Source organism: Streptomyces sp. JLBJ103 (genome assembly GCF_058215575.1).
In genome coordinates this window covers 4,033,888-4,050,163 of record NZ_CM177089.1, presented here as the reverse complement: position 1 = coordinate 4,050,163, position 16,276 = coordinate 4,033,888, and the positions used below count along the sequence as shown (strand labels likewise).

General features: G+C 69.4%; 17 protein-coding genes and 1 pseudogene. 12 read left to right on the top strand and 6 right to left on the bottom strand.

Translation table 11 applies throughout. The features are described 5' to 3' along the window. Positions 1 to 173 precede the first annotated feature (173 nt). On the top strand, positions 174 to 647 hold the full coding sequence (locus AC4BEG_RS17750) for a carboxymuconolactone decarboxylase family protein (protein WP_490706837.1): 474 nt from the start codon (positions 174 to 176) through the stop codon (positions 645 to 647). Between the two features lie 180 nt (positions 648 to 827). Here the strand turns inward: AC4BEG_RS17750 and AC4BEG_RS17745 are convergent, their stop codons facing one another. After that, complete coding sequence (locus AC4BEG_RS17745; RefSeq protein ID WP_490706836.1) at positions 828 to 1,094, bottom strand: hypothetical protein; 267 nt, start codon at positions 1,092 to 1,094, stop codon at positions 828 to 830. Positions 1,095 to 1,346: 252 nt separating this feature from the next. On the opposite strand from AC4BEG_RS17745, the gene AC4BEG_RS17740 reads away from it, so the two are divergent. Both AC4BEG_RS17740 and AC4BEG_RS17735 read left to right on the top strand, forming a co-directional pair. Continuing rightward, complete coding sequence (locus AC4BEG_RS17740) at positions 1,347 to 2,099, top strand: GAF domain-containing protein (RefSeq protein WP_490706835.1); 753 nt, start codon at positions 1,347 to 1,349, stop codon at positions 2,097 to 2,099. A 14-nt stretch (positions 2,100 to 2,113) separates the two neighbouring features. Beyond that, positions 2,114 to 2,347 carry a hypothetical protein gene (locus AC4BEG_RS17735; protein ID WP_490706834.1) on the top strand — a complete coding sequence of 78 codons (234 nt, stop codon included), beginning with the start codon at positions 2,114 to 2,116 and terminating at the stop codon, positions 2,345 to 2,347. 60 nt (positions 2,348 to 2,407) lie between these two features. Here the strand turns inward: AC4BEG_RS17735 and AC4BEG_RS17730 are convergent. Both AC4BEG_RS17730 and AC4BEG_RS17725 read right to left on the bottom strand, forming a co-directional pair. Continuing rightward, a pseudogene (locus AC4BEG_RS17730) lies at positions 2,408 to 2,919 on the bottom strand (potassium channel family protein). Between the two features lie 110 nt (positions 2,920 to 3,029). Continuing rightward, positions 3,030 to 4,295 (bottom strand): DUF6777 domain-containing protein, encoded by a 1,266-nt coding sequence (locus AC4BEG_RS17725; RefSeq protein ID WP_490706833.1) that lies wholly within the window; start codon positions 4,293 to 4,295, stop codon positions 3,030 to 3,032. Positions 4,296 to 4,805: 510 nt separating this feature from the next. On the opposite strand from AC4BEG_RS17725, the gene AC4BEG_RS17720 reads away from it, so the two are divergent. After that, positions 4,806 to 5,684, top strand: a complete 879-nt coding sequence (locus AC4BEG_RS17720; RefSeq protein WP_490706832.1) for a universal stress protein — start codon at positions 4,806 to 4,808, stop codon at positions 5,682 to 5,684. Positions 5,685 to 5,766: 82 nt separating this feature from the next. Here the strand turns inward: AC4BEG_RS17720 and AC4BEG_RS17715 are convergent, their stop codons facing one another. Beyond that, complete coding sequence (locus AC4BEG_RS17715) at positions 5,767 to 6,792, bottom strand: 6-phosphofructokinase (protein ID WP_490706831.1); 1,026 nt, start codon at positions 6,790 to 6,792, stop codon at positions 5,767 to 5,769. 193 nt (positions 6,793 to 6,985) lie between these two features. On the opposite strand from AC4BEG_RS17715, the gene AC4BEG_RS17710 reads away from it, so the two are divergent. The 5 genes from AC4BEG_RS17710 (at position 6,986) to AC4BEG_RS17690 (ending at position 10,518) form a co-directional block, all read left to right on the top strand. Next, positions 6,986 to 7,150, top strand: coding sequence for a hypothetical protein (locus AC4BEG_RS17710; RefSeq protein WP_176181969.1), 165 nt, complete (start codon positions 6,986 to 6,988; stop codon positions 7,148 to 7,150). Positions 7,151 to 7,174: 24 nt separating this feature from the next. After that, the gene (locus tag AC4BEG_RS17705; protein ID WP_490706830.1) at positions 7,175 to 7,468 is read left to right on the top strand and encodes a Dabb family protein; all 294 of its coding nucleotides are present in this window, start codon (positions 7,175 to 7,177) and stop codon (positions 7,466 to 7,468) included. Positions 7,469 to 7,703: 235 nt separating this feature from the next. Then, positions 7,704 to 8,537 (top strand): RNA polymerase sigma factor SigF, encoded by an 834-nt coding sequence (locus AC4BEG_RS17700; protein ID WP_490706829.1) that lies wholly within the window; start codon positions 7,704 to 7,706, stop codon positions 8,535 to 8,537. Positions 8,538 to 8,727: 190 nt separating this feature from the next. Continuing rightward, complete coding sequence (locus tag AC4BEG_RS17695; RefSeq protein ID WP_176181966.1) at positions 8,728 to 9,558, top strand: RNA polymerase sigma factor SigF; 831 nt, start codon at positions 8,728 to 8,730, stop codon at positions 9,556 to 9,558. 102 nt (positions 9,559 to 9,660) lie between these two features. Beyond that, a complete protein-coding gene (locus tag AC4BEG_RS17690; RefSeq protein ID WP_490706828.1) occupies positions 9,661 to 10,518 on the top strand; it encodes a hypothetical protein in 858 nt (285 codons plus the stop codon). A gap of 115 nt (positions 10,519 to 10,633) precedes the next feature. Here the strand turns inward: AC4BEG_RS17690 and AC4BEG_RS17685 are convergent, their stop codons facing one another. Together AC4BEG_RS17685 and AC4BEG_RS17680 are read right to left on the bottom strand one after the other, a co-directional pair. Then, entirely contained in the window at positions 10,634 to 10,834 is a 201-nt protein-coding gene (locus AC4BEG_RS17685; RefSeq protein ID WP_490706827.1) for a hypothetical protein, read from the bottom strand. Positions 10,835 to 11,044: 210 nt separating this feature from the next. Further along, positions 11,045 to 11,722, bottom strand: a complete 678-nt coding sequence (locus AC4BEG_RS17680; protein WP_490706826.1) for a DUF4232 domain-containing protein — start codon at positions 11,720 to 11,722, stop codon at positions 11,045 to 11,047. A gap of 297 nt (positions 11,723 to 12,019) precedes the next feature. Between AC4BEG_RS17680 and AC4BEG_RS17675 the strand changes: the two genes are divergently transcribed. From AC4BEG_RS17675 to AC4BEG_RS17665, 3 genes are all read left to right on the top strand, one after another. Then, positions 12,020 to 12,505, top strand: coding sequence for a MarR family winged helix-turn-helix transcriptional regulator (locus AC4BEG_RS17675; protein WP_490706825.1), 486 nt, complete (start codon positions 12,020 to 12,022; stop codon positions 12,503 to 12,505). Positions 12,506 to 12,633: 128 nt separating this feature from the next. Next, positions 12,634 to 15,165: an MFS transporter gene (locus tag AC4BEG_RS17670; RefSeq protein WP_490707111.1), complete on the top strand. Its 2,532-nt coding sequence runs from the start codon at positions 12,634 to 12,636 to the stop codon at positions 15,163 to 15,165. Between the two features lie 223 nt (positions 15,166 to 15,388). Further along, positions 15,389 to 16,240 (top strand): YceI family protein, encoded by an 852-nt coding sequence (locus AC4BEG_RS17665; RefSeq protein WP_490706824.1) that lies wholly within the window; start codon positions 15,389 to 15,391, stop codon positions 16,238 to 16,240. Positions 16,241 to 16,276: the final 36 nt, after the last annotated feature.

Here is a 16,276-nt window from a genome sequence, read left to right as displayed (position 1 = left end):
GCAGGGCCCCACCCGCACGGGTGGGGCCCTGCGTCGTATTCCCTCTCCGTTCTTCGTCCCAGTCGGCCCGCGGCGCGAGCCGGGGAGATCCACGCCACATGCGCTCCTGTCACATCGTGCCGAGTCGTTCCGTCATAGGTGTGTAGCCATCGACAACGACAGAGGAGCCCACCATGGATGCCCGTTTGAACGTCTACGGCAGCCCGACCGCCGGCAAGTTCGTGAAGCGCCTCGTCTCGGCGGGCCAGGTGATCTCGGACTCGACGCTGCCCGCCGCGACGGAGGAGCTGGTGAAGCTCCGCGCGAGCCAGATCAACGGGTGCGGTTTCTGCACCGATATGCACACCAAGGAAGCCATCGCCGCCGGTGAGACGTCGGTGCGCCTCCACCTGGTCGCGGCGTGGCGGGAGGCCACGGTCTTCACCGAGGCCGAGCGCGCCGCGCTGGAGTTGACGGAACAGGGCACCCGCATCGCGGATGCGGCCGGTGGGGTCACGGACCAGGCCTGGGCGGACGCCGCCAAGCACTACGACGAGGAGCAGCTCGCCGCGCTGGTGTCCCTCATCGCCCTCATCAACGCCTTCAACCGAATGAACGTCATCGTCCAGCAGCCCGCCGGCGACTACCAGCCCGGCCAGTTCAGCTAGGTCCCGTCCGGAGGCTGGTGCCATCGCGTACCAACACCAGCCTCCGGGACCGGGCGCGACCCCGGAAAGTCGGGAGCAGTAGGGGCGAGGACAGAGCCCGAACAGACAAAGGCCCTCTCCATCGAGAGGGCCTCAGAGCTGCGCAACTCCGCGTACATATTCACCCAGCAGGGCCGCCGGCTAATTTCGCTGGACCTGCTTCCGCGGAAGGATGAAGCCGAAGAGCTTATAAAGCACGGCACGACTCGCCGCTCGAAGCGCTTCGTTCTGTTCGGCCACGACACGTTGACGAGCTTCGGCATAGCTGTCACCACGCAAGACACTTGCACGCCGCTCCATATAGGCATCGGGATCTGCTCTGTATTCTTCCATCAGAGCATCCACGCCTTTGACCGGGGAGTCACCGAGACTCCCCGGTTCACTTTTGTGCCGCAAGTTGCCGCTCATTGCTCCCCCTAAAACATTCAGGCTAATACGGTTCGCGCATTCCCCCTGGTTTCACACTGGCGCATAGCCTCTATCAAAATAGACCAGCCAATTCCAGTCGTCAACGACTTGACCCCTTTTGGAGCAAGCGTCCGTCGCGTGACTGGCGGGACCCGTGGTCACACTGAGTATGTTCCCGCAGGTGGCAGCGGCCATGCGGCAGTTGGCCAACATCTTCCACACATCGTGTCACTGGTGCTACCCTCCGTCGCCATGGCAACTCGATGGTGGGGGCTCGGTCGAGGCACTGCTGTAGCGGGGGCGCTGAATGTTCTTGCCTACATTGCCGCGGCACTCGCAGGTTTGTACGAATGGGGCTGGATCTTTTGGCTCATCGTCGGCGGTGGAGCACTGGCGACGCTCACCGTGATCTTTTTGGCGGCGCGCGGGGTGAAGACCGAGAAGCAAACCGCGCTTTTAGCCGGTCAGGAGCAGCGACGCATGCTCCAGGAGATGCTGGTTCCCATCATGGAGGTCTTCGGGGAAATCGCTATCGCGACGACAGCCCAGCGCAGGCGTTCGCTCCAGGGGGACATGAAGCAGGTGGTGATCAGGGCGGCACGCTCCATCGGCCCGCCACACACACGTGCATGCCTGCTCGATGTAACGGGCAGCTCGGGCAACCGTGAACTCAAATGCCAAGCCGGGATGTGGGCCGGCCGGCAGGAGACACCGCGCACCACCTTCAAGGAAGGTACGCCCCGGGGAGATCGACTACTGCGGAGCATGGACAAGCGCGAACCGCTGTTTGTTCCCGACCTGCTCTCCGAACCTCCGGAATACCAGCCTGATACACAGACGTACAAGACCTTCATAGCGGCTCCGATCGCTCCTGCCATCAATCACGACGCGTTCGGAATGCTCACCATCGACAGCCCGGTGAAGGGCGATCTGACGGATCATGACATCAAGATCATCGAGATCTTGGGGCAATTGCTCGGATCCGCCTTGGCCATTAAGCGCTGAGGGGGACTCGGCCGATGGTCCGTTGCCCGGCACACGGGTGGTCGACGACCTGCGTCGAAAGCGTCCGGAGATGTTCGGTCAACGCTCCGGGCGGTATCGAGATTCTGATCGATCCGGCCGATATCGAGGCGGCCAGGCGCAGCGCCGGATCCGATGAGCCGACCAACGGGTTCACCATCGCGGTGATCATCCGTGCCCGGTTGGCCGGACTGTTCGACGCGAACATGGTGAACCGCGCCGAACGGTGACGAAACCCTTCGTGATGTCCGGGCGAGCGCGCAACCGGCCCCGTGGAACGGGCCGTTGATTCAGGACGCGGAGTCGTCGCCGTCGTGGCGGCGGCCGCCCGCGGCGATCAGGCCCTCGAGTCGGTCGAAGCGCTCGTACAGGGCCTCGGCATCGGCGGAGAGTCGGCGCTCACCGCCGAGGACGCGGTCGTGGACGGCCTCGGCCAGCCGGTGCTGGCGTTTCTGCTCGCGGCCGACGAACCAGGCGGCGATGGCCGCGGTGATCATGCCGTAGGTGGTGATGCCCACGAACATCACCACACAGGCGACCAGCCGTCCCCAGAGGGTGACCGGGTAGAAGTCGCCGTAGCCGACGGTCGTCGCCGTCTCGGCCGACCACCACAGCGCCTTGGGATAGCTGGTGAGGTTCGCGGAGGGGGCGCCGCGCTCGGCCGCCACCACGGCGTATGAGCCCAGCAGCATGACCGCGCCCAGGACGAGCGTGGCCACCGCGGCGGCCTGGGTGTGCAGCGGCCGGTCCCCCGGCCGAGCAGCAGGTTGATCGCCCTGGTCAGGAATCCGGGCAGGACCATGGCCACCATGCTGCCGCCCGGGGCGGCCGACGAGTGGCCGGGGCGCGCGGCCGGCGTCCGCGGATCGCACCGAACGGACGCCGGTCGGGAAGCGCTCCTCGCTCAGAACCTCACGGACCCGACGGCGGAGGCTGCGGCGGGGGCTGGGTCTGGTTGGGGTCGGGCTGCGGCGGCGGCTGGTTGGGGGGAGGCTGCTGCGGAGGTGGCTGGTTCGGCGGAGGCTGGTTCGGCGGAGGCTGGTTCGGCGGGGGCTGGTTGGGAGGCGGCTGGTTCGGCGGGGGCGGGGGCTGCGGCTGGCTCTGGTTCGGATCCGGCTGCGAGGGCGGCGGCTGCTGCTGGTTCGGGTCCGAGGGCTGCGGCTGGGGCTGCTGGCCCGGGTCGGTCGGCTGCTGGCCCGGGTCGGTCGGCTGCTGGCCCGGGTCGGTCGGCTGGTCCGAGGTCTGTGCGTCCGGCATACCGCCGGACGGCGAACCGGACGGCCGCTTGGTCTCCAGCGGAGTGATCGTGTCGGACGGCATCTCGCCCGGCTTCGGCGCCTCCCGCAGGTCCGGCGCGCCCTGCTCGCCCGGCATCGCCAGATACGGCGGGAAGTCGGCCTTCGCCAGGACCGTGTCATCGGACTGCGAGTCCCCGCCCGAACCGCCGTCACCGAGCGGCCGCTTGAAGAGCTCGGACTTGCCCGCCACCGCCAGCATCACGACCCGCTTGACGGCCTTCGAGGCCGGTTGGATCTCGGTGACCGTGCTCTTGGAGAAACCGGTCCACTCCGGGCCGGTGAACGTCGGGCGGGAGTCCCGCGGCGGAGCCGCCATCCGCACCGGGCTGCCGCAGTTGCACTTCACCACGGGCTCCCCGCGCTGGTTGACGAAGACCGCCGTACCCGCCTGGAGAACGGCGGACGAGGGCTTCGCACCGGGACGGGAGCCGTAGACCTTCGCATAGGTGTCGGACCGCAGCACGGCGCCGGTCAGCCGGTCGACATAGTCCGCGATGGCGTTCGTCGAGCCGATGTGCTGAATACGGCTCCAGGTGGCCGCCTTCTTCGGGTCGGTCTGGAGACCGCGGATCAGCTTCCCCCGGTCACAGGACTGCCGGTCGGGCGCCCCGGCGTACAGACCCGGGGTGCTCCCCAGGAAGGCCCGGCCTCCGTTGGAAGGTGACTCCAGATCGTTCCGGTCCTGACCGACGGACCGGGTGAACGCCGGGACCGAGGTCTTTCCGACCGGTTCTCGGCGGAATTCGACCGCCGCCACCTTCCCGGACGCCTTTCCGGAGGGGGAGACCATCCCGACGACCACCACGGCGGCCACCACGGCGACAAGTCCGACGACGAGAGCTGAGCGGCGCGAGGTGAGATGCCATGTGCTCGAGCGCATTTCCCACTCCTTCCCTTCCTCGGCCCCATGCTGCGCTCGCCCGGCAGGCCCCCGCGTCCCCCGAATCCTTGACATCCCACCCCACTTTCGGGGGAGTTGACCGCCCGACGCGACCGATCCACCCCGCCCGGCCGCCCGTCACCAAGCGCCCCGCAGACGCAGAACCGCCCCCGGACCGATCTCTCGGCCCGAGGGCGGTCGCCGCCCCTCGCGGTCTGGTGCGCCGGTCCCGGCGGTCGGCGGGGATGTCGATGAGGGGAGGTGAGTAAGGGGAGGGGACGGGTCCGATGGTCCGTACGCATCCCCCGGCTCTCCCAGTGCACCACGGATGGCCCGCTCGCGCGCGTCGAACCCGGAAGCCCCCGCCCCTGCCCGCATCCGCTTCGTCTCCGTTCCGTCTCCGCTCCGTCTCCGCTCCGTCTCCGCTCGGCCGCGAGTGTCGCCCATATCTACACTGAACGGACGTAACACCCTACGGCGGCCGAGCGGGATGCAGCAGAGGAGGATCCAATGAGCGGCCCTGTCGTAGCGGGGGTCGACGGATCGCGGCGCAGTCTCGCCGCGGCGGAGTGGGCCGCCCGGGAGGCGGCGCACCGCGAGGTCGCCTTGCTTCTGGTGCACGCCTGTCCGCCGCTGCCGCGCCGGGTCTCCCCGGTCCCCGGAGTGGACGCCTGGCAGCACGTGGGGACGGAGATGCTGGAGCAGGCCGTGGCCGGGTTCGCGGCCCGCCATCCAAATCTCCAGGTCACCGGTCGGCATACCGACTCCGAACCGGACGAGGCGCTGCTCACCGCCGCCGCGGACGCCGGACTGCTGGTCGTCGGGACACGGGGCTGGGGCGGTTTCGACGAGCTCGCGGTGGGTTCGGTGGCACTCCGGGTGACAGCCGCCGCGGACTGCCCGGTGGTGACCGTGCCGGGCCCGCCCCGGCAGACGGATCAGGCCCGGGGCGGTAACCGCGAGGTGCAGCTCGGCTTCAACGCACACGCCCCGGCGGACGCCACGGCCAGCTTCGCCTTCCGCGCCGCCAGGGAGCGGGACGCCCTGCTGCGAGTGGTGCACGCCTGGGCGCTGCCCCCGGCGTCCCCCTCCGCCTGGATGCTGAGTGTGCTGGAGGAGGACCGCGGGATGTGGGAGGACCAGGAGAGCCAGGTGGTCTCGGACGCGCTGCGCGGCTGGCGGGAGCGGTATCCGCAGGTCTCGGTACTGCCCGATGTGGTGCTGCTCAATCCGGCGCAGGCGCTGGTGCGGACGTCGGGGCGGGCGCGGCTGCTGGTCCTCGGGCGCCGTACGGGCCACAGGGTGGCGGAACGGCGGCTGGGGCCGGTCGCCCACGCCGTACTGCACCACGCCCGCTGTCCAGTGGCGGTCGTACCGCACCCCGCCTGACGCACCCCCGCCTGACGCACCCCCTCCCGAGGCACCCCCCTGACGCGCGCCCGCCTGCCCCCTGACACACCCTGGCCGGTCGTCAGCCGAAGAACACGCCGAACTCGGCGTAGAGCGAGGGGTCCACGGTCCGGGTGCCGGCCGCCGCCTCGGCGAGCGGGATGCGCACGATGTCGGTGCCGCGCAGCGCCACCATCGTCCCGAAGTCCCGCTCCTTGACCGTGTCGATGGCGCGCAGCCCGAAGCGGGTCGCCAGCCAGCGGTCGAAGGCGCTCGGCGTCCCGCCGCGCTGGATGTGCCCGAGGACCGTGGTGCGGGCCTCCTTGCCGGTGCGGTCGGAGATCTCACGGGCCAGCCACTCCCCGATCCCGGACAGCCGTACATGGCCGAACTCGTCGAGCGTGGAGTCCTTGACCACCATCTGCCCGGCCTTGGGGACCGCTCCCTCCGCGACCACCACGATCGGCGCGTACCTGATCTTGAACCGGTTCTCCACCCAGCCGCAGACCTGTCCGACGTCGAAGGGCTGCTCGGGGATGAGGATGACGTTGGCACCGCCCGCGATGCCCGAGTGCAGCGCGATCCAGCCCGCGTGGCGCCCCATCACCTCGACAACCAGGGTGCGGGTGTGGGACTCGGCGGTGGTGTGCAGCCGGTCGATGGCCTCGGTGGCGATATTGACGGCGGTGTCGAAGCCGAAGGTGTAGTCGGTGCCCGCGACGTCGTTGTCGATGGTCTTGGGGACGCCGACCACACCGATCCCCTCGTCGGCCAGCTTGGCGGCGACGCCGAGGGTGTCCTCGCCGCCGATCGCGATCAGCACGTCCACCGCGTTCTCGGCGAGTGTCCGCCGGATCCGCTCCACTCCGTCCTCGCTGGCCAGGGGGTTGGTCCGGGAGGAGCCGAGGATGGTTCCGCCGCGCGGCAGGATTCCGCGTACGGCCTGGACGTCCAGCGGCACGATGCCACCGTCCAGCGCACCGCGCCAGCCGTCCCGCACCCCGACGAAGTCGAAGCCGTGCACCTCCACGCCCTGGCGGACGATGGCGCGGATCGCCGCGTTGAGGCCGGGGCAGTCGCCTCCGCCGGTCAGCACACCGACACGCATCTCCGCTCCCTCCTCCTCCGCTGTTGCCGCCCTCCCACCTCCCAGAATCCACCCATTTACGCGAGGGCGCCCACCTCGGTGAGCACGGCCCACGAGACGCCGCTCCGATGATCGGACTGGTACGACTGTTGTTCCCGGGGTGTGGATAGACTCACGCGATGCCGCAGGGGACGACCGGGGAGGGCAGCACGGGATGGCACAGGCGAAAAAGATCGCGCTCTACATGCTCATCGTCTTCGTGCTCTACACGATCATCAAGACCCCGGCGCGTGCGGCCGACCTGGTCCAGATAGGGTTCGAGGGCATATCGGACGCCGCCAAGAGCGTCGGCGAGTTCATGACCGAACTGGTCCAGTGACACCCCCGCCCCTGGAGGCCCCCCGTGATTCGCCACCTGGTCCTTTTCAAGCTCAACGACGGCGTGACGCGCGATGAGCCGCGGGTACGGGCCGGGGTCCGGGCGTTCGAGGAGCTCGGTGGCACCATCCCCGAGCTGGAGCACTGGGAGTGCGCCTGGAACATCACGGACCGGCCGATCGCCTATGACTACGCGATCAACTCCGCGGTGGCCGACCTCGACGCCCTGAAGTGCTACATCGAGCACCCGGCCCATCAGGCGGCGGCCGCGCGGTGGCGGGAGTTCGCCACCTGGGTGATCGCGGACTACCCCTTCTGATCCCGTTCCGGACGCCTTCTGGTTCTGTTTCCAACGCCTCCTGAGCGCCTTCTGACCGCCCTCTGAAGGCTTCTGATCCTGCTCCGGCCCCCTTCTGTACTGCTTCACGATCACATTTGCACCACTACGTGGCAATTTCGCCATCAACACGTAGTAAAGCGGTGCTTGCACACAGTGCACATGTCTTGTGATGCTATGACCGCTTTGCCGGGTGAGTACATCGTGAAGGGGTGGCGTGACCGTGTCGGCCCGTACCGCGCCCAGAACCCCTCCCCAGGGCGATGGCGGCAGCGAGAGCGGCAGAAGCCGCGGGGCTGACGCCCGAGCGCTCACCCAGGTGCTCTTCGCCGAGCTCTCCGGCCTCGACCCCGGAACCCCCGAGCACTCCCGGGTGCGCGCCGCGCTGATCGAGGCGAATCTGCCACTGGTCCGCTATGCAGCCGCCCGCTTCCGCAGCCGTAACGAACCGATGGAGGATGTGATCCAGGTCGGCACGATCGGCCTGATCAACGCGATCGACCGGTTCGACCCCGAGCGCGGGGTGCAGTTCCCGACCTTCGCGATGCCCACCGTCGTGGGCGAGATCAAGCGCTACTTCCGGGACAACGTCCGCACCGTCCATGTGCCGCGCCGACTGCACGAGCTGTGGGTACAGGTCAACGGCGCCACCGAGGATCTGACGGTGCTGCACGGCCGCTCCCCCACCACGGCCGAGATCGCCGAGCGGCTCAAGCTCAGCGAGGACGAGGTGCTCGCCTGTATCGAGGCCGGGCGCTCATATCACGCCACATCACTGGAGGCCGCCCAGGAGGGCGACGGGCTGCCGGGGCTGGTCGACCGGCTCGGCTACGAGGACCCCGCACTGGCCGGAGTGGAACACCGTGACCTGGTGCGCCATCTGCTCGTACAGTTGCCCGAGCGTGAGCAGCGCATCCTTTTGCTCCGTTACTACAGCAACTTGACCCAGTCTCAGATCAGCGCGGAGCTCGGCGTCTCCCAGATGCATGTCTCCCGGCTGCTGTCCCGGAGCTTCGCCAGACTGAGATCCGCAAATCGGATCGAGTCCTAATCACGACGGGCGATGCCCACCCCGGTGGCTCGGGGGACTAATGTCGACTTGGCGCTACAGCGCGTTGCCGACATGTGACATTCTGCTGGAACCGCGTTTGCCGTGGCTGAACCTCCGGTATTCAGGGGGAGGCTGCGTTGCACGCGCGCAGCGCGCAGCTGGGATCCGTCCGCGACCTCAAGGGGGTGGCATGTCCGTAGAACTGGGCAGCTCGAAGGTGCTCACCAATGACGCACCGCACGCGCTTGACGACTGCGACACCATCGACACCCGCACCCTCTCCCGCTCCCTGTTCCTGCGGCTCGCCGCACTCGACCGGGACAGCGTGGAGGCCACCTACGTACGTGACACCCTCATCGAGCTGAACCTCCCTCTGGTCCGTTACGCGGCCGCCCGGTTCCGCAGCCGGAACGAGCCGATGGAAGACATTGTCCAGGTCGGCACCATCGGTCTGATCAAGGCGATCGACCGGTTCGACTGTGAACGCGGCGTGGAGTTCCCGACCTTCGCGATGCCCACCGTCGTGGGTGAGATCAAGCGCTTCTTCCGGGACACCAGCTGGTCGGTGCGGGTGCCGAGGCGGCTCCAGGAGCTGCGGCTTGCGCTGACGAAGGCAAGTGACGAGCTGTCACAGAAGCTGGACCGCTCCCCGACCGTCACCGAACTCGCCACGGCGCTCGGTGTCTCGGAGGAGGACGTGGTCGACGGCCTCGCGGTGGGCAACGCCTACACGGCGAGCTCGCTGGACTCCCCCTCCCCCGAGGACGACGGGGGTGAGGGGTCGCTCGCGGACCGCCTGGGGTACGAGGACAGCGCACTGGAGGGCGTGGAGTACCGGGAGTCACTCAAGCCGCTACTCGCCAAACTCCCCCCGCGCGAGCGGCAGATCATCATGCTCCGCTTCTTCGCCAATATGACGCAATCGCAAATCGGCGAAGAGGTCGGGATCTCCCAGATGCATGTCTCCCGGCTGCTCACCCGGACCCTGGCACAGCTGCGCGAAGGGCTCATCGCGGACTGAGCCCCAAGGCCATCGGCCCGTCCGGGTACGGTTGCCGACCGCCGCCGTACGGCAGCCGACGCACATCTGTACACCTGACGGGTCGTCAGCCACACTGGCCCGATGCGACACGCAGCGAGCCGGACAACGGGCCGCCGAGGCAAGGCGATCGCCTCCTCGGCGGTCGCGCTGTGCCTGGGGGCACTGCTCAGCGGCTGCGGCGGTGGCGGCGACGGCTATGTCGCGGCCGGAGCGGCCGGGCCCGACGGTGAGCGGACGGCGAAGGCCGTACCGCCGAAGGGCGGCGTCAAGCTGACGCCGCTGGACCAGGACGACGAGCGTGGCGGCCAGGACCGCGAGGGCGATGGCCGCGAGGGCGACGGACGCGGTAAAGGGAGGGCGGACCGGGGCGGTACGCCCTCCGCCACGGCCCCCGGTGAACGCGCTGGAGGCGGTTCGGGCGACGCGGACGGATCGGACTCGGCGGGCCATGGCGGCGGACGAGGCGGCTCCGGCAGCCACGACCGCCCGGACGGCGGCGAACCCGGCGAAGGCTCCGGCTCGGGGTCCGGTGGCGGCTCCACGCCCCCCGCACCCTCCACCCCCAAACCCCCGAAACCCCCCGAGCCGCCCACGACCCCCTCACCACCGTCCGGACCGGCCGCGCTCGAAGTGGTCGGCGACCCCGAGCGGGCAGCGGCGGACCAGCGCTGGTGCGAGAAGGTGACCGTGCGGTTCCGCAACACCGGCGGTGCGCCCGTGACTTCGGGAACCGTCACCTTCGCGACGCACATCATCGACTCGATCGGCATCGACTGGGCGACTCGCGAGTCGAAGGAAAAGCTGCCCGCGCCGATCGGCGCGGGTCAGAAGAAGGAGAAGACCTGGACGGTGTGCGTGGACGCCTGGCGAGTGCCGCTGGGCATGCACATCGAGACGCGGGACGTCGAGGTCACCTGGAAGCCCGAGTCGCAGCAGTAGCCGCAGGGCCCGGTCACACGAGCGCAGCCCGGGGGCCCCGCCGTACGCCCCGGCCCTGAAGGTGTCCTGAAGCGCGCCTCGAAGTCCGGCCGCCGCGTTCAGCCGCGGCGCTCGCTCAGGAGAGCGCCAGCCAGGCCACCCCGGCGACGACGGCGATCGCGACGATCACGCCGACGATCACGCCGATACGGGACCCACCGCTCGACGCGGTGGTCGGCTGCGGCTGCCGTCCGCCGTCGTCGACGAAGGCGCGGAACATCTGCGTGGAGCCGGCCGGGTCATGGTTGCCGCTGGGGCCCTGGGGGTTGTTCGCCATGGCCCCCGACCCTAGCGAACGTGTGTTATCCCGCCCACCCCCGGGGCCCCGCGGTCCCTGTGACCCCATGCACCCGACCGCTCCCATCCAATCGAGGCGTCTACTCGGCGAACCGAGTCGTTGTGCCTTCCGTCTCACCGAACCTGGACGGCCCTGTGCTGGTGAAGCTCCGGCCGGAGCTTCACCAGCACAGGGCCGTCTTCGCGGTACTCAGTTGGCTATGCCGACGGGGTGGACCTGGATCTTGTCGTCGTACGGGCCGGCCAGCTTCAGCGCATCCGCGGGCCACTTCAGGGACACGCTGTGGGTCTCGTTCGGCGGCGTCACGATGATGTCGGTCGGGGACGCGAGGCTGTCGCCACTGAAGTCGACCTTGTACGAGATGCTGAAGGTGGCGGTGTCACCGGGCTTCAGGTCGGTGACGCGGGGCTGCTCACCACCGCGGTGGACAGGGGCGGACGTGCCATCGACGTCCTTTAAGTCGACACCCGCGAAGCCCGTCGCCGAGCAGGTCTTCGCGCCCTTGTTGGTCATCTGAACGGTGACCTCACCCACCGTCTCGTCGGGCGAGCTGTCCACGGCCTCCATGGTCAGGTCGCTCGTGCGGCAGAACGTGCTCTTCCCCCCGCCCTTCGCCGCACCGTTCCCGGAGTCGGCACCGGGCGAGGTGTCGTCGCCGGAGCCCGACTTGGCGCTGTCCGGCTGGCCATCGGTGCCCTGCGCTCCGGCGGAGGAGCCCGCGCTGCTGGACACGGCCGCAGGCTTCGAGGCGGTGTCGTCCGAGTTGTTACAGGCGGTCAGAGAGAAAGCGGCGGCTGCGGTCAGGGCCGCGGCGGCGACGCGCAGGGTGCGGCGACGGGCGGTGCGGACAGTGGTGCTGGAGCTCATTTCGGTTCCCCCCGGGGCGGTTTGTGTCGGTCTCTCCTCGGTACGTCACCCACTCTGGTCGAGGCCACTATTGGGAGGCTGCCGCTCCACTAACACCCGGCTAACACGGCCCAGCGTTCGTCCGTGGACGCCGGCGACGCCGGTCATCCCAGCCGAGCGGCGGCAGCTCCGGGCCCTTTAACAAGCTGCTTGAGTCTTTAACGGCTATTTACCGCCCAGACCGCCTTTTCATTTGCCTGTAGCAACTAACTTCTTCTATGGTTGCCTCAAGCAACTGATCACCATCCGGGAGGTGCCATGGCCGCGCAGAGTCAGTACGAGGAGCTGGCCCGGCATCTCAGCGGCGTCGGCGCCGTCAAGCGCGGCCTCAGCCGGATGCTGCCCGCCGACTGCCCGGCGGGCCCCGCGGCGGTCCTGATGCTGCTCGACCGCTACGGCGAGATGCGCATGAGCAAACTCGCCGAGATGCTCGACATCGATATGTCGGTGACCAGTCGGCATGTGGCACATGTCGCGGACCGCGGCTGGGTGGACCGCACGCCCGATCCACTGGACCGGCGATCGCGGCTGCTGAGCATCAACACCCATGGGAAAGAACTGCTCAGGCAAGTGTCCGAGCGCTACACGGAAGCGCTGGCCCACTGTCTGAGCGACTGGTCCGACGACGACGTCGGCCGTCTCAATGAACTTCTCGCCCGGTTGCGGGCCAGCTTCGGGGACACCCGCTGCCGGGCCCTGCCCCTCCAGGGCGTGAGCACAACCCGTACACCATCGCAACGATAAGGAACGTCATGGCAACGACCACACCGGACGGTGGTGTGCGGGGACCCGCGGGGCACCCCGCCCACGCCAAGCACGGCGGAGGAGGTCACCGGGCCCACCACGGCCACGGTTCCGGCTCCTCGGAACCGATGACCCACCGGCAGATCATGGAGGCCCTGTCCGGGCTGCTGCTCGGGATGTTCGTGGCGATCCTGTCGTCGACGATCGTCTCGACCGCGCTCCCCGAGATCATCGCCGACCTCCACGGCAGCCAGTCCTCGTACACCTGGGTCGTCACCGCCGCGCTGCTGTCCATGACGGCCACCACTCCGCTGTGGGGCAAGCTCTCCGATCTGTTCAGCAAGAAGCTGCTGGTCCAGTCGGCCCTGCTGATCTATGTCGCGGGCTCGGTGGTAGCCGGTCTGTCGCAGAACACCGGAATGCTGATCGCCTGCCGGGTGGTCCAGGGCATCGGCGTCGGCGGACTGTCCGCCCTCGCCCAGATCGTCATCGCGGCGATGATCTCCCCGCGTGAGCGCGGCCGGTACAGCGGCTACCTCGGCGCCACCTTCGCCGTGGCGACCGTCGGCGGCCCGCTGCTGGGCGGTGTGATCACCGACACCGACTGGCTCGGCTGGCGCTGGTGCTTCTACGTCGGTGTGCCGTTCGCGATCATCGCGCTGATCGTGCTCCAGAAGACCCTGAAGCTCCCCGTCGTGAAGCGGAACGTCAAGGTCGACTGGGCCGGTGCCTTCGTCGTCAGCGCCGCGGTCTCCCTGCTGCTGATCTGGGTGACCTTCGCCGGCGACAAGTACGACTGGATCTCCTGGCAGACCTACGCGATGGTGGGCGGCTCGCTCGCCCTCGCGCTGATCTTCATCTTCGTCGAGACCAGGGCGAGCGAACCGATCATCCCGCTGCGGCTGTTCCGCAACAAGACGATCACTCTCGCCTCGCTGGCGTCGCTCTTCGTGGGTATCGCGATGTTCGCCGGAACCGTCTTCTTCTCCCAGTACTTCCAGCTGGCACGCGGCAAGTCGCCGACCATGTCCGGCGTGCTGACGATCCCGATGATCGGCGGACTGTTCCTCTCCTCGACCGTCTCCGGCCAGGTCATCACCAAGACCGGTCGCTGGAAGGCATGGCTGGTCAGCGGCGGTGTGCTGGTGACCGCGGGCCTCGGGCTGCTCGGCACCATCCGGTACGACACCCCGTACTGGCACCTGGCCATCTATATGGCGCTCATGGGCCTGGGCATCGGCATGATGATGCAGAACCTGGTGCTGGCCACCCAGAACCAGGTCGCCACAGAGGACCTCGGCGCGGCCAGCTCCGTTGTCACCTTCTTCCGCTCCCTGGGCGGTGCGGTCGGTGTCTCCGCGCTGGGAGCGGTGCTCGCCAACCGGGTCACCCACTACGTCAAGGACGGCCTGGCCGACCTCGGCCCCAAGGGCGCGGCGCCGGCTCACGCGGGCACCGGCGGCGGGGGCATCCCTGACCTGGACAAGCTGCCGCAGCCGCTGCGGACCGTCATGGAGAGCGCCTACGGCCACGGTGTCGGGGATGTCTTCCTCTACGCCGCGCCGGCCGCGCTGCTCGCCCTGCTGCTGACCCTGTTCATCAAGGAGGTCGCACTGAAGACCAGTTCGGGTTCCCAGGAGGCCGGTGCGCCCGGTGCGCAGGCCCCCGCCGCGGCCACCGACGCCCCGGCGGCCACCACCCCGGTGGCGACCGAGGCCGTGATGGCCGAGACCGCCGCCGCCGAGGTCGCGCACCTCGAGCCCGCGCTGGTGGGCGCGCCCTCCGCCGAGGTGCCCGAACCGGGCTCCGACGGCGCATTGGCCGCCGAGATCGCCCCGCAGCGCCTGGCCGCGTTCGCCTCCGCCGCCCAGGGCGGCGGCTCGAACCAGCCGCCCCGGCAGGGTGTGTACGGCTTCGTGCGGAGCGGGGACGGCAGCGCCGTACCGCGGGCCGCGGTGACGCTGATCTCGCTGGCCGGGCGGCAGTTGGGCCGCTCGGTGGCGCACACCGACGGTTCCTACGCCCTGGACACGCCGGGCTCCGGCTCCTACGTCCTGATCGCGGCGGCCGACGGCCACCAGCCGCAGGCGTCCACGGTCATGGTCGGTCAGGATCCGCTCGGTTTCGACATCGTGCTGTCGGCCACCAGCGGTCTGGTGGGCACCGTGCGCGGTGCCGCCGACGGCCGCCCGGTGGACGGGGCGATGGTCGTGGTCACCGATGTCCGCGGGGAGGTGCTGGCCTCCGGAAAGACCGGTGAGCAGGGCGACTTCGGCTTCGAGGAGCTGATCGCCGGAACGTTCACGATCGCGGTGAACGCGGCCGGCTTCCGGCCCGCGGCCCTGCCGGTCGAGGTCGGCGCCCAGGGACTGACCCGGATGGAGATACCCCTCCAGGCGGGCGCCCGGGTGCAGGGCACCGTACGGGCCGGGGCCGGACAGCGGCCGCTCGCCGACGCCCGGGTCACGCTGGTGGACGCCGCTGGGAACGTGGTCGCCACCGCCACCACCGGGACGGACGGCGGCTACGCCTTCACCGACCTGCACGCGGGTGACTACACCGTGATCGCGAGCGGCTATCCGCCGGTCGCGGGCGCGCTGACGGTCTCCGGGGAGGGCATCGACGGACACGACGTCGACCTCGCCCACCCCGGCGACTGAGACCCCGGGCCGGGGCGTGGACGAGCGGAGACACGCCCCGGCCCGGACCGGGCCGGCGGAGTTGTCCGCCGTGACCCGGAACCCGGATCCGGGCGGCGGTGTACTAAAGGCAGGGGACGGCCTCACACCGGCGCCCGGATCCGGCGCACACAGGACCACCGGCGCACAAACAACCTCTGGCGCACACAAGGCCAGAGCCACGGGAGCGAGAGCGAGAGGCGGCATGACGACCACGGAAGCGGGCACAGGCGGGACGGCGGGGCTACGGGCCCGGATCCGCACACGGGACGGCTGGGCGGTGCAGCACGCGGTGCTGACCGTCACGGATATGACGGGGGCGCAGGTGTTGCGCGCCCAGGCCGCCGAGGACGGCTCGGTGCGCACGGAGGAGCCGCTCGCGGCCGGTCCGTACACGGTCATCGCCACCGCCGTCGGCTATGCGCCGGTCGCCTCGACGGCCATCGTCACCGGCTCCGGGCGGGCCGATGTGGGCACGGTGGTGCTGGCGCGGCAGGGCGGGGTGGAGCTGCCGCCGCCGGGTGTGTGGACACTGGACCCGGCGCATTCCGCGGTGACCGCCACGGCCCAGCATCTGGGGATATCCAGTGTGCACGGCCGGTTCACGGAGTTCGGCGGGCGGATCGAGATCGCCGAGGCCGTCGAGAAGTCCAGCGTGGAGGCGGTGATCCAGGCGACCAGTATCGATACCGGAAACCGGATGCGGGACGGCCATCTCATATCGCCCGACTTCCTGAACGTGGAGCAGTACCCGGTGCTCACGTACCAGGGCTCGCATCTGAGCGCGGCGGGCGCGGACCGCTGGACGGTGCACGGTGAGCTGTCGATGCACGGCATCGTGCGGGAAGTGGATCTCGACCTGACGTATCTGGGCACCGGCCCGGATCCATGGGGCGGGGTGCGGGCGGCCTTCCGGGCCACCGCGGAGCTGCGCCGCGAGGACTTCGCGATGAACTACAACCAGGTGGTCGCGGCGGGTATCGCGGCGATCGGCACCACGCTGCGGGTGGAGCTGGACATACAGGCGGTGCAGGGCGAGGAACTGCCCGTGGTCTAGGGTCCCCTCGGCCGGGGGGCCGGGGTCGCTGCCAGG

What these genes read in the sequence shown, in the direction of transcription:
- AC4BEG_RS17735 (WP_490706834.1), top strand. Translation starts at nt 2,114, where the DNA reads ATGGTCCGTTGCCCGGCACACGGGTGGTCGACGACCTGCGTCGAAAGC.
- AC4BEG_RS17675 (WP_490706825.1), top strand. Translation starts at nt 12,020, where the DNA reads ATGGCCGCGCAGAGTCAGTACGAGGAGCTGGCCCGGCATCTCAGCGGC.
- AC4BEG_RS17715 (WP_490706831.1), bottom strand. Translation starts at nt 6,792, where the DNA reads ATGCGTGTCGGTGTGCTGACCGGCGGAGGCGACTGCCCCGGCCTCAAC.
- AC4BEG_RS17685 (WP_490706827.1), bottom strand. Translation starts at nt 10,834, where the DNA reads ATGGCGAACAACCCCCAGGGCCCCAGCGGCAACCATGACCCGGCCGGC.
- AC4BEG_RS17740 (WP_490706835.1), top strand. Translation starts at nt 1,347, where the DNA reads ATGGCAACTCGATGGTGGGGGCTCGGTCGAGGCACTGCTGTAGCGGGG.
- AC4BEG_RS17720 (WP_490706832.1), top strand. Translation starts at nt 4,806, where the DNA reads ATGAGCGGCCCTGTCGTAGCGGGGGTCGACGGATCGCGGCGCAGTCTC.
- AC4BEG_RS17745 (WP_490706836.1), bottom strand. Translation starts at nt 1,094, where the DNA reads ATGAGCGGCAACTTGCGGCACAAAAGTGAACCGGGGAGTCTCGGTGAC.
- AC4BEG_RS17680 (WP_490706826.1), bottom strand. Translation starts at nt 11,722, where the DNA reads ATGAGCTCCAGCACCACTGTCCGCACCGCCCGTCGCCGCACCCTGCGC.
- AC4BEG_RS17695 (WP_176181966.1), top strand. Translation starts at nt 8,728, where the DNA reads ATGTCCGTAGAACTGGGCAGCTCGAAGGTGCTCACCAATGACGCACCG.
- AC4BEG_RS17725 (WP_490706833.1), bottom strand. Translation starts at nt 4,295, where the DNA reads ATGCGCTCGAGCACATGGCATCTCACCTCGCGCCGCTCAGCTCTCGTC.
- AC4BEG_RS17665 (WP_490706824.1), top strand. Translation starts at nt 15,389, where the DNA reads ATGACGACCACGGAAGCGGGCACAGGCGGGACGGCGGGGCTACGGGCC.
- AC4BEG_RS17750 (WP_490706837.1), top strand. Translation starts at nt 174, where the DNA reads ATGGATGCCCGTTTGAACGTCTACGGCAGCCCGACCGCCGGCAAGTTC.
- AC4BEG_RS17670 (WP_490707111.1), top strand. Translation starts at nt 12,634, where the DNA reads ATGACCCACCGGCAGATCATGGAGGCCCTGTCCGGGCTGCTGCTCGGG.
- AC4BEG_RS17710 (WP_176181969.1), top strand. Translation starts at nt 6,986, where the DNA reads ATGGCACAGGCGAAAAAGATCGCGCTCTACATGCTCATCGTCTTCGTG.
- AC4BEG_RS17690 (WP_490706828.1), top strand. Translation starts at nt 9,661, where the DNA reads ATGCGACACGCAGCGAGCCGGACAACGGGCCGCCGAGGCAAGGCGATC.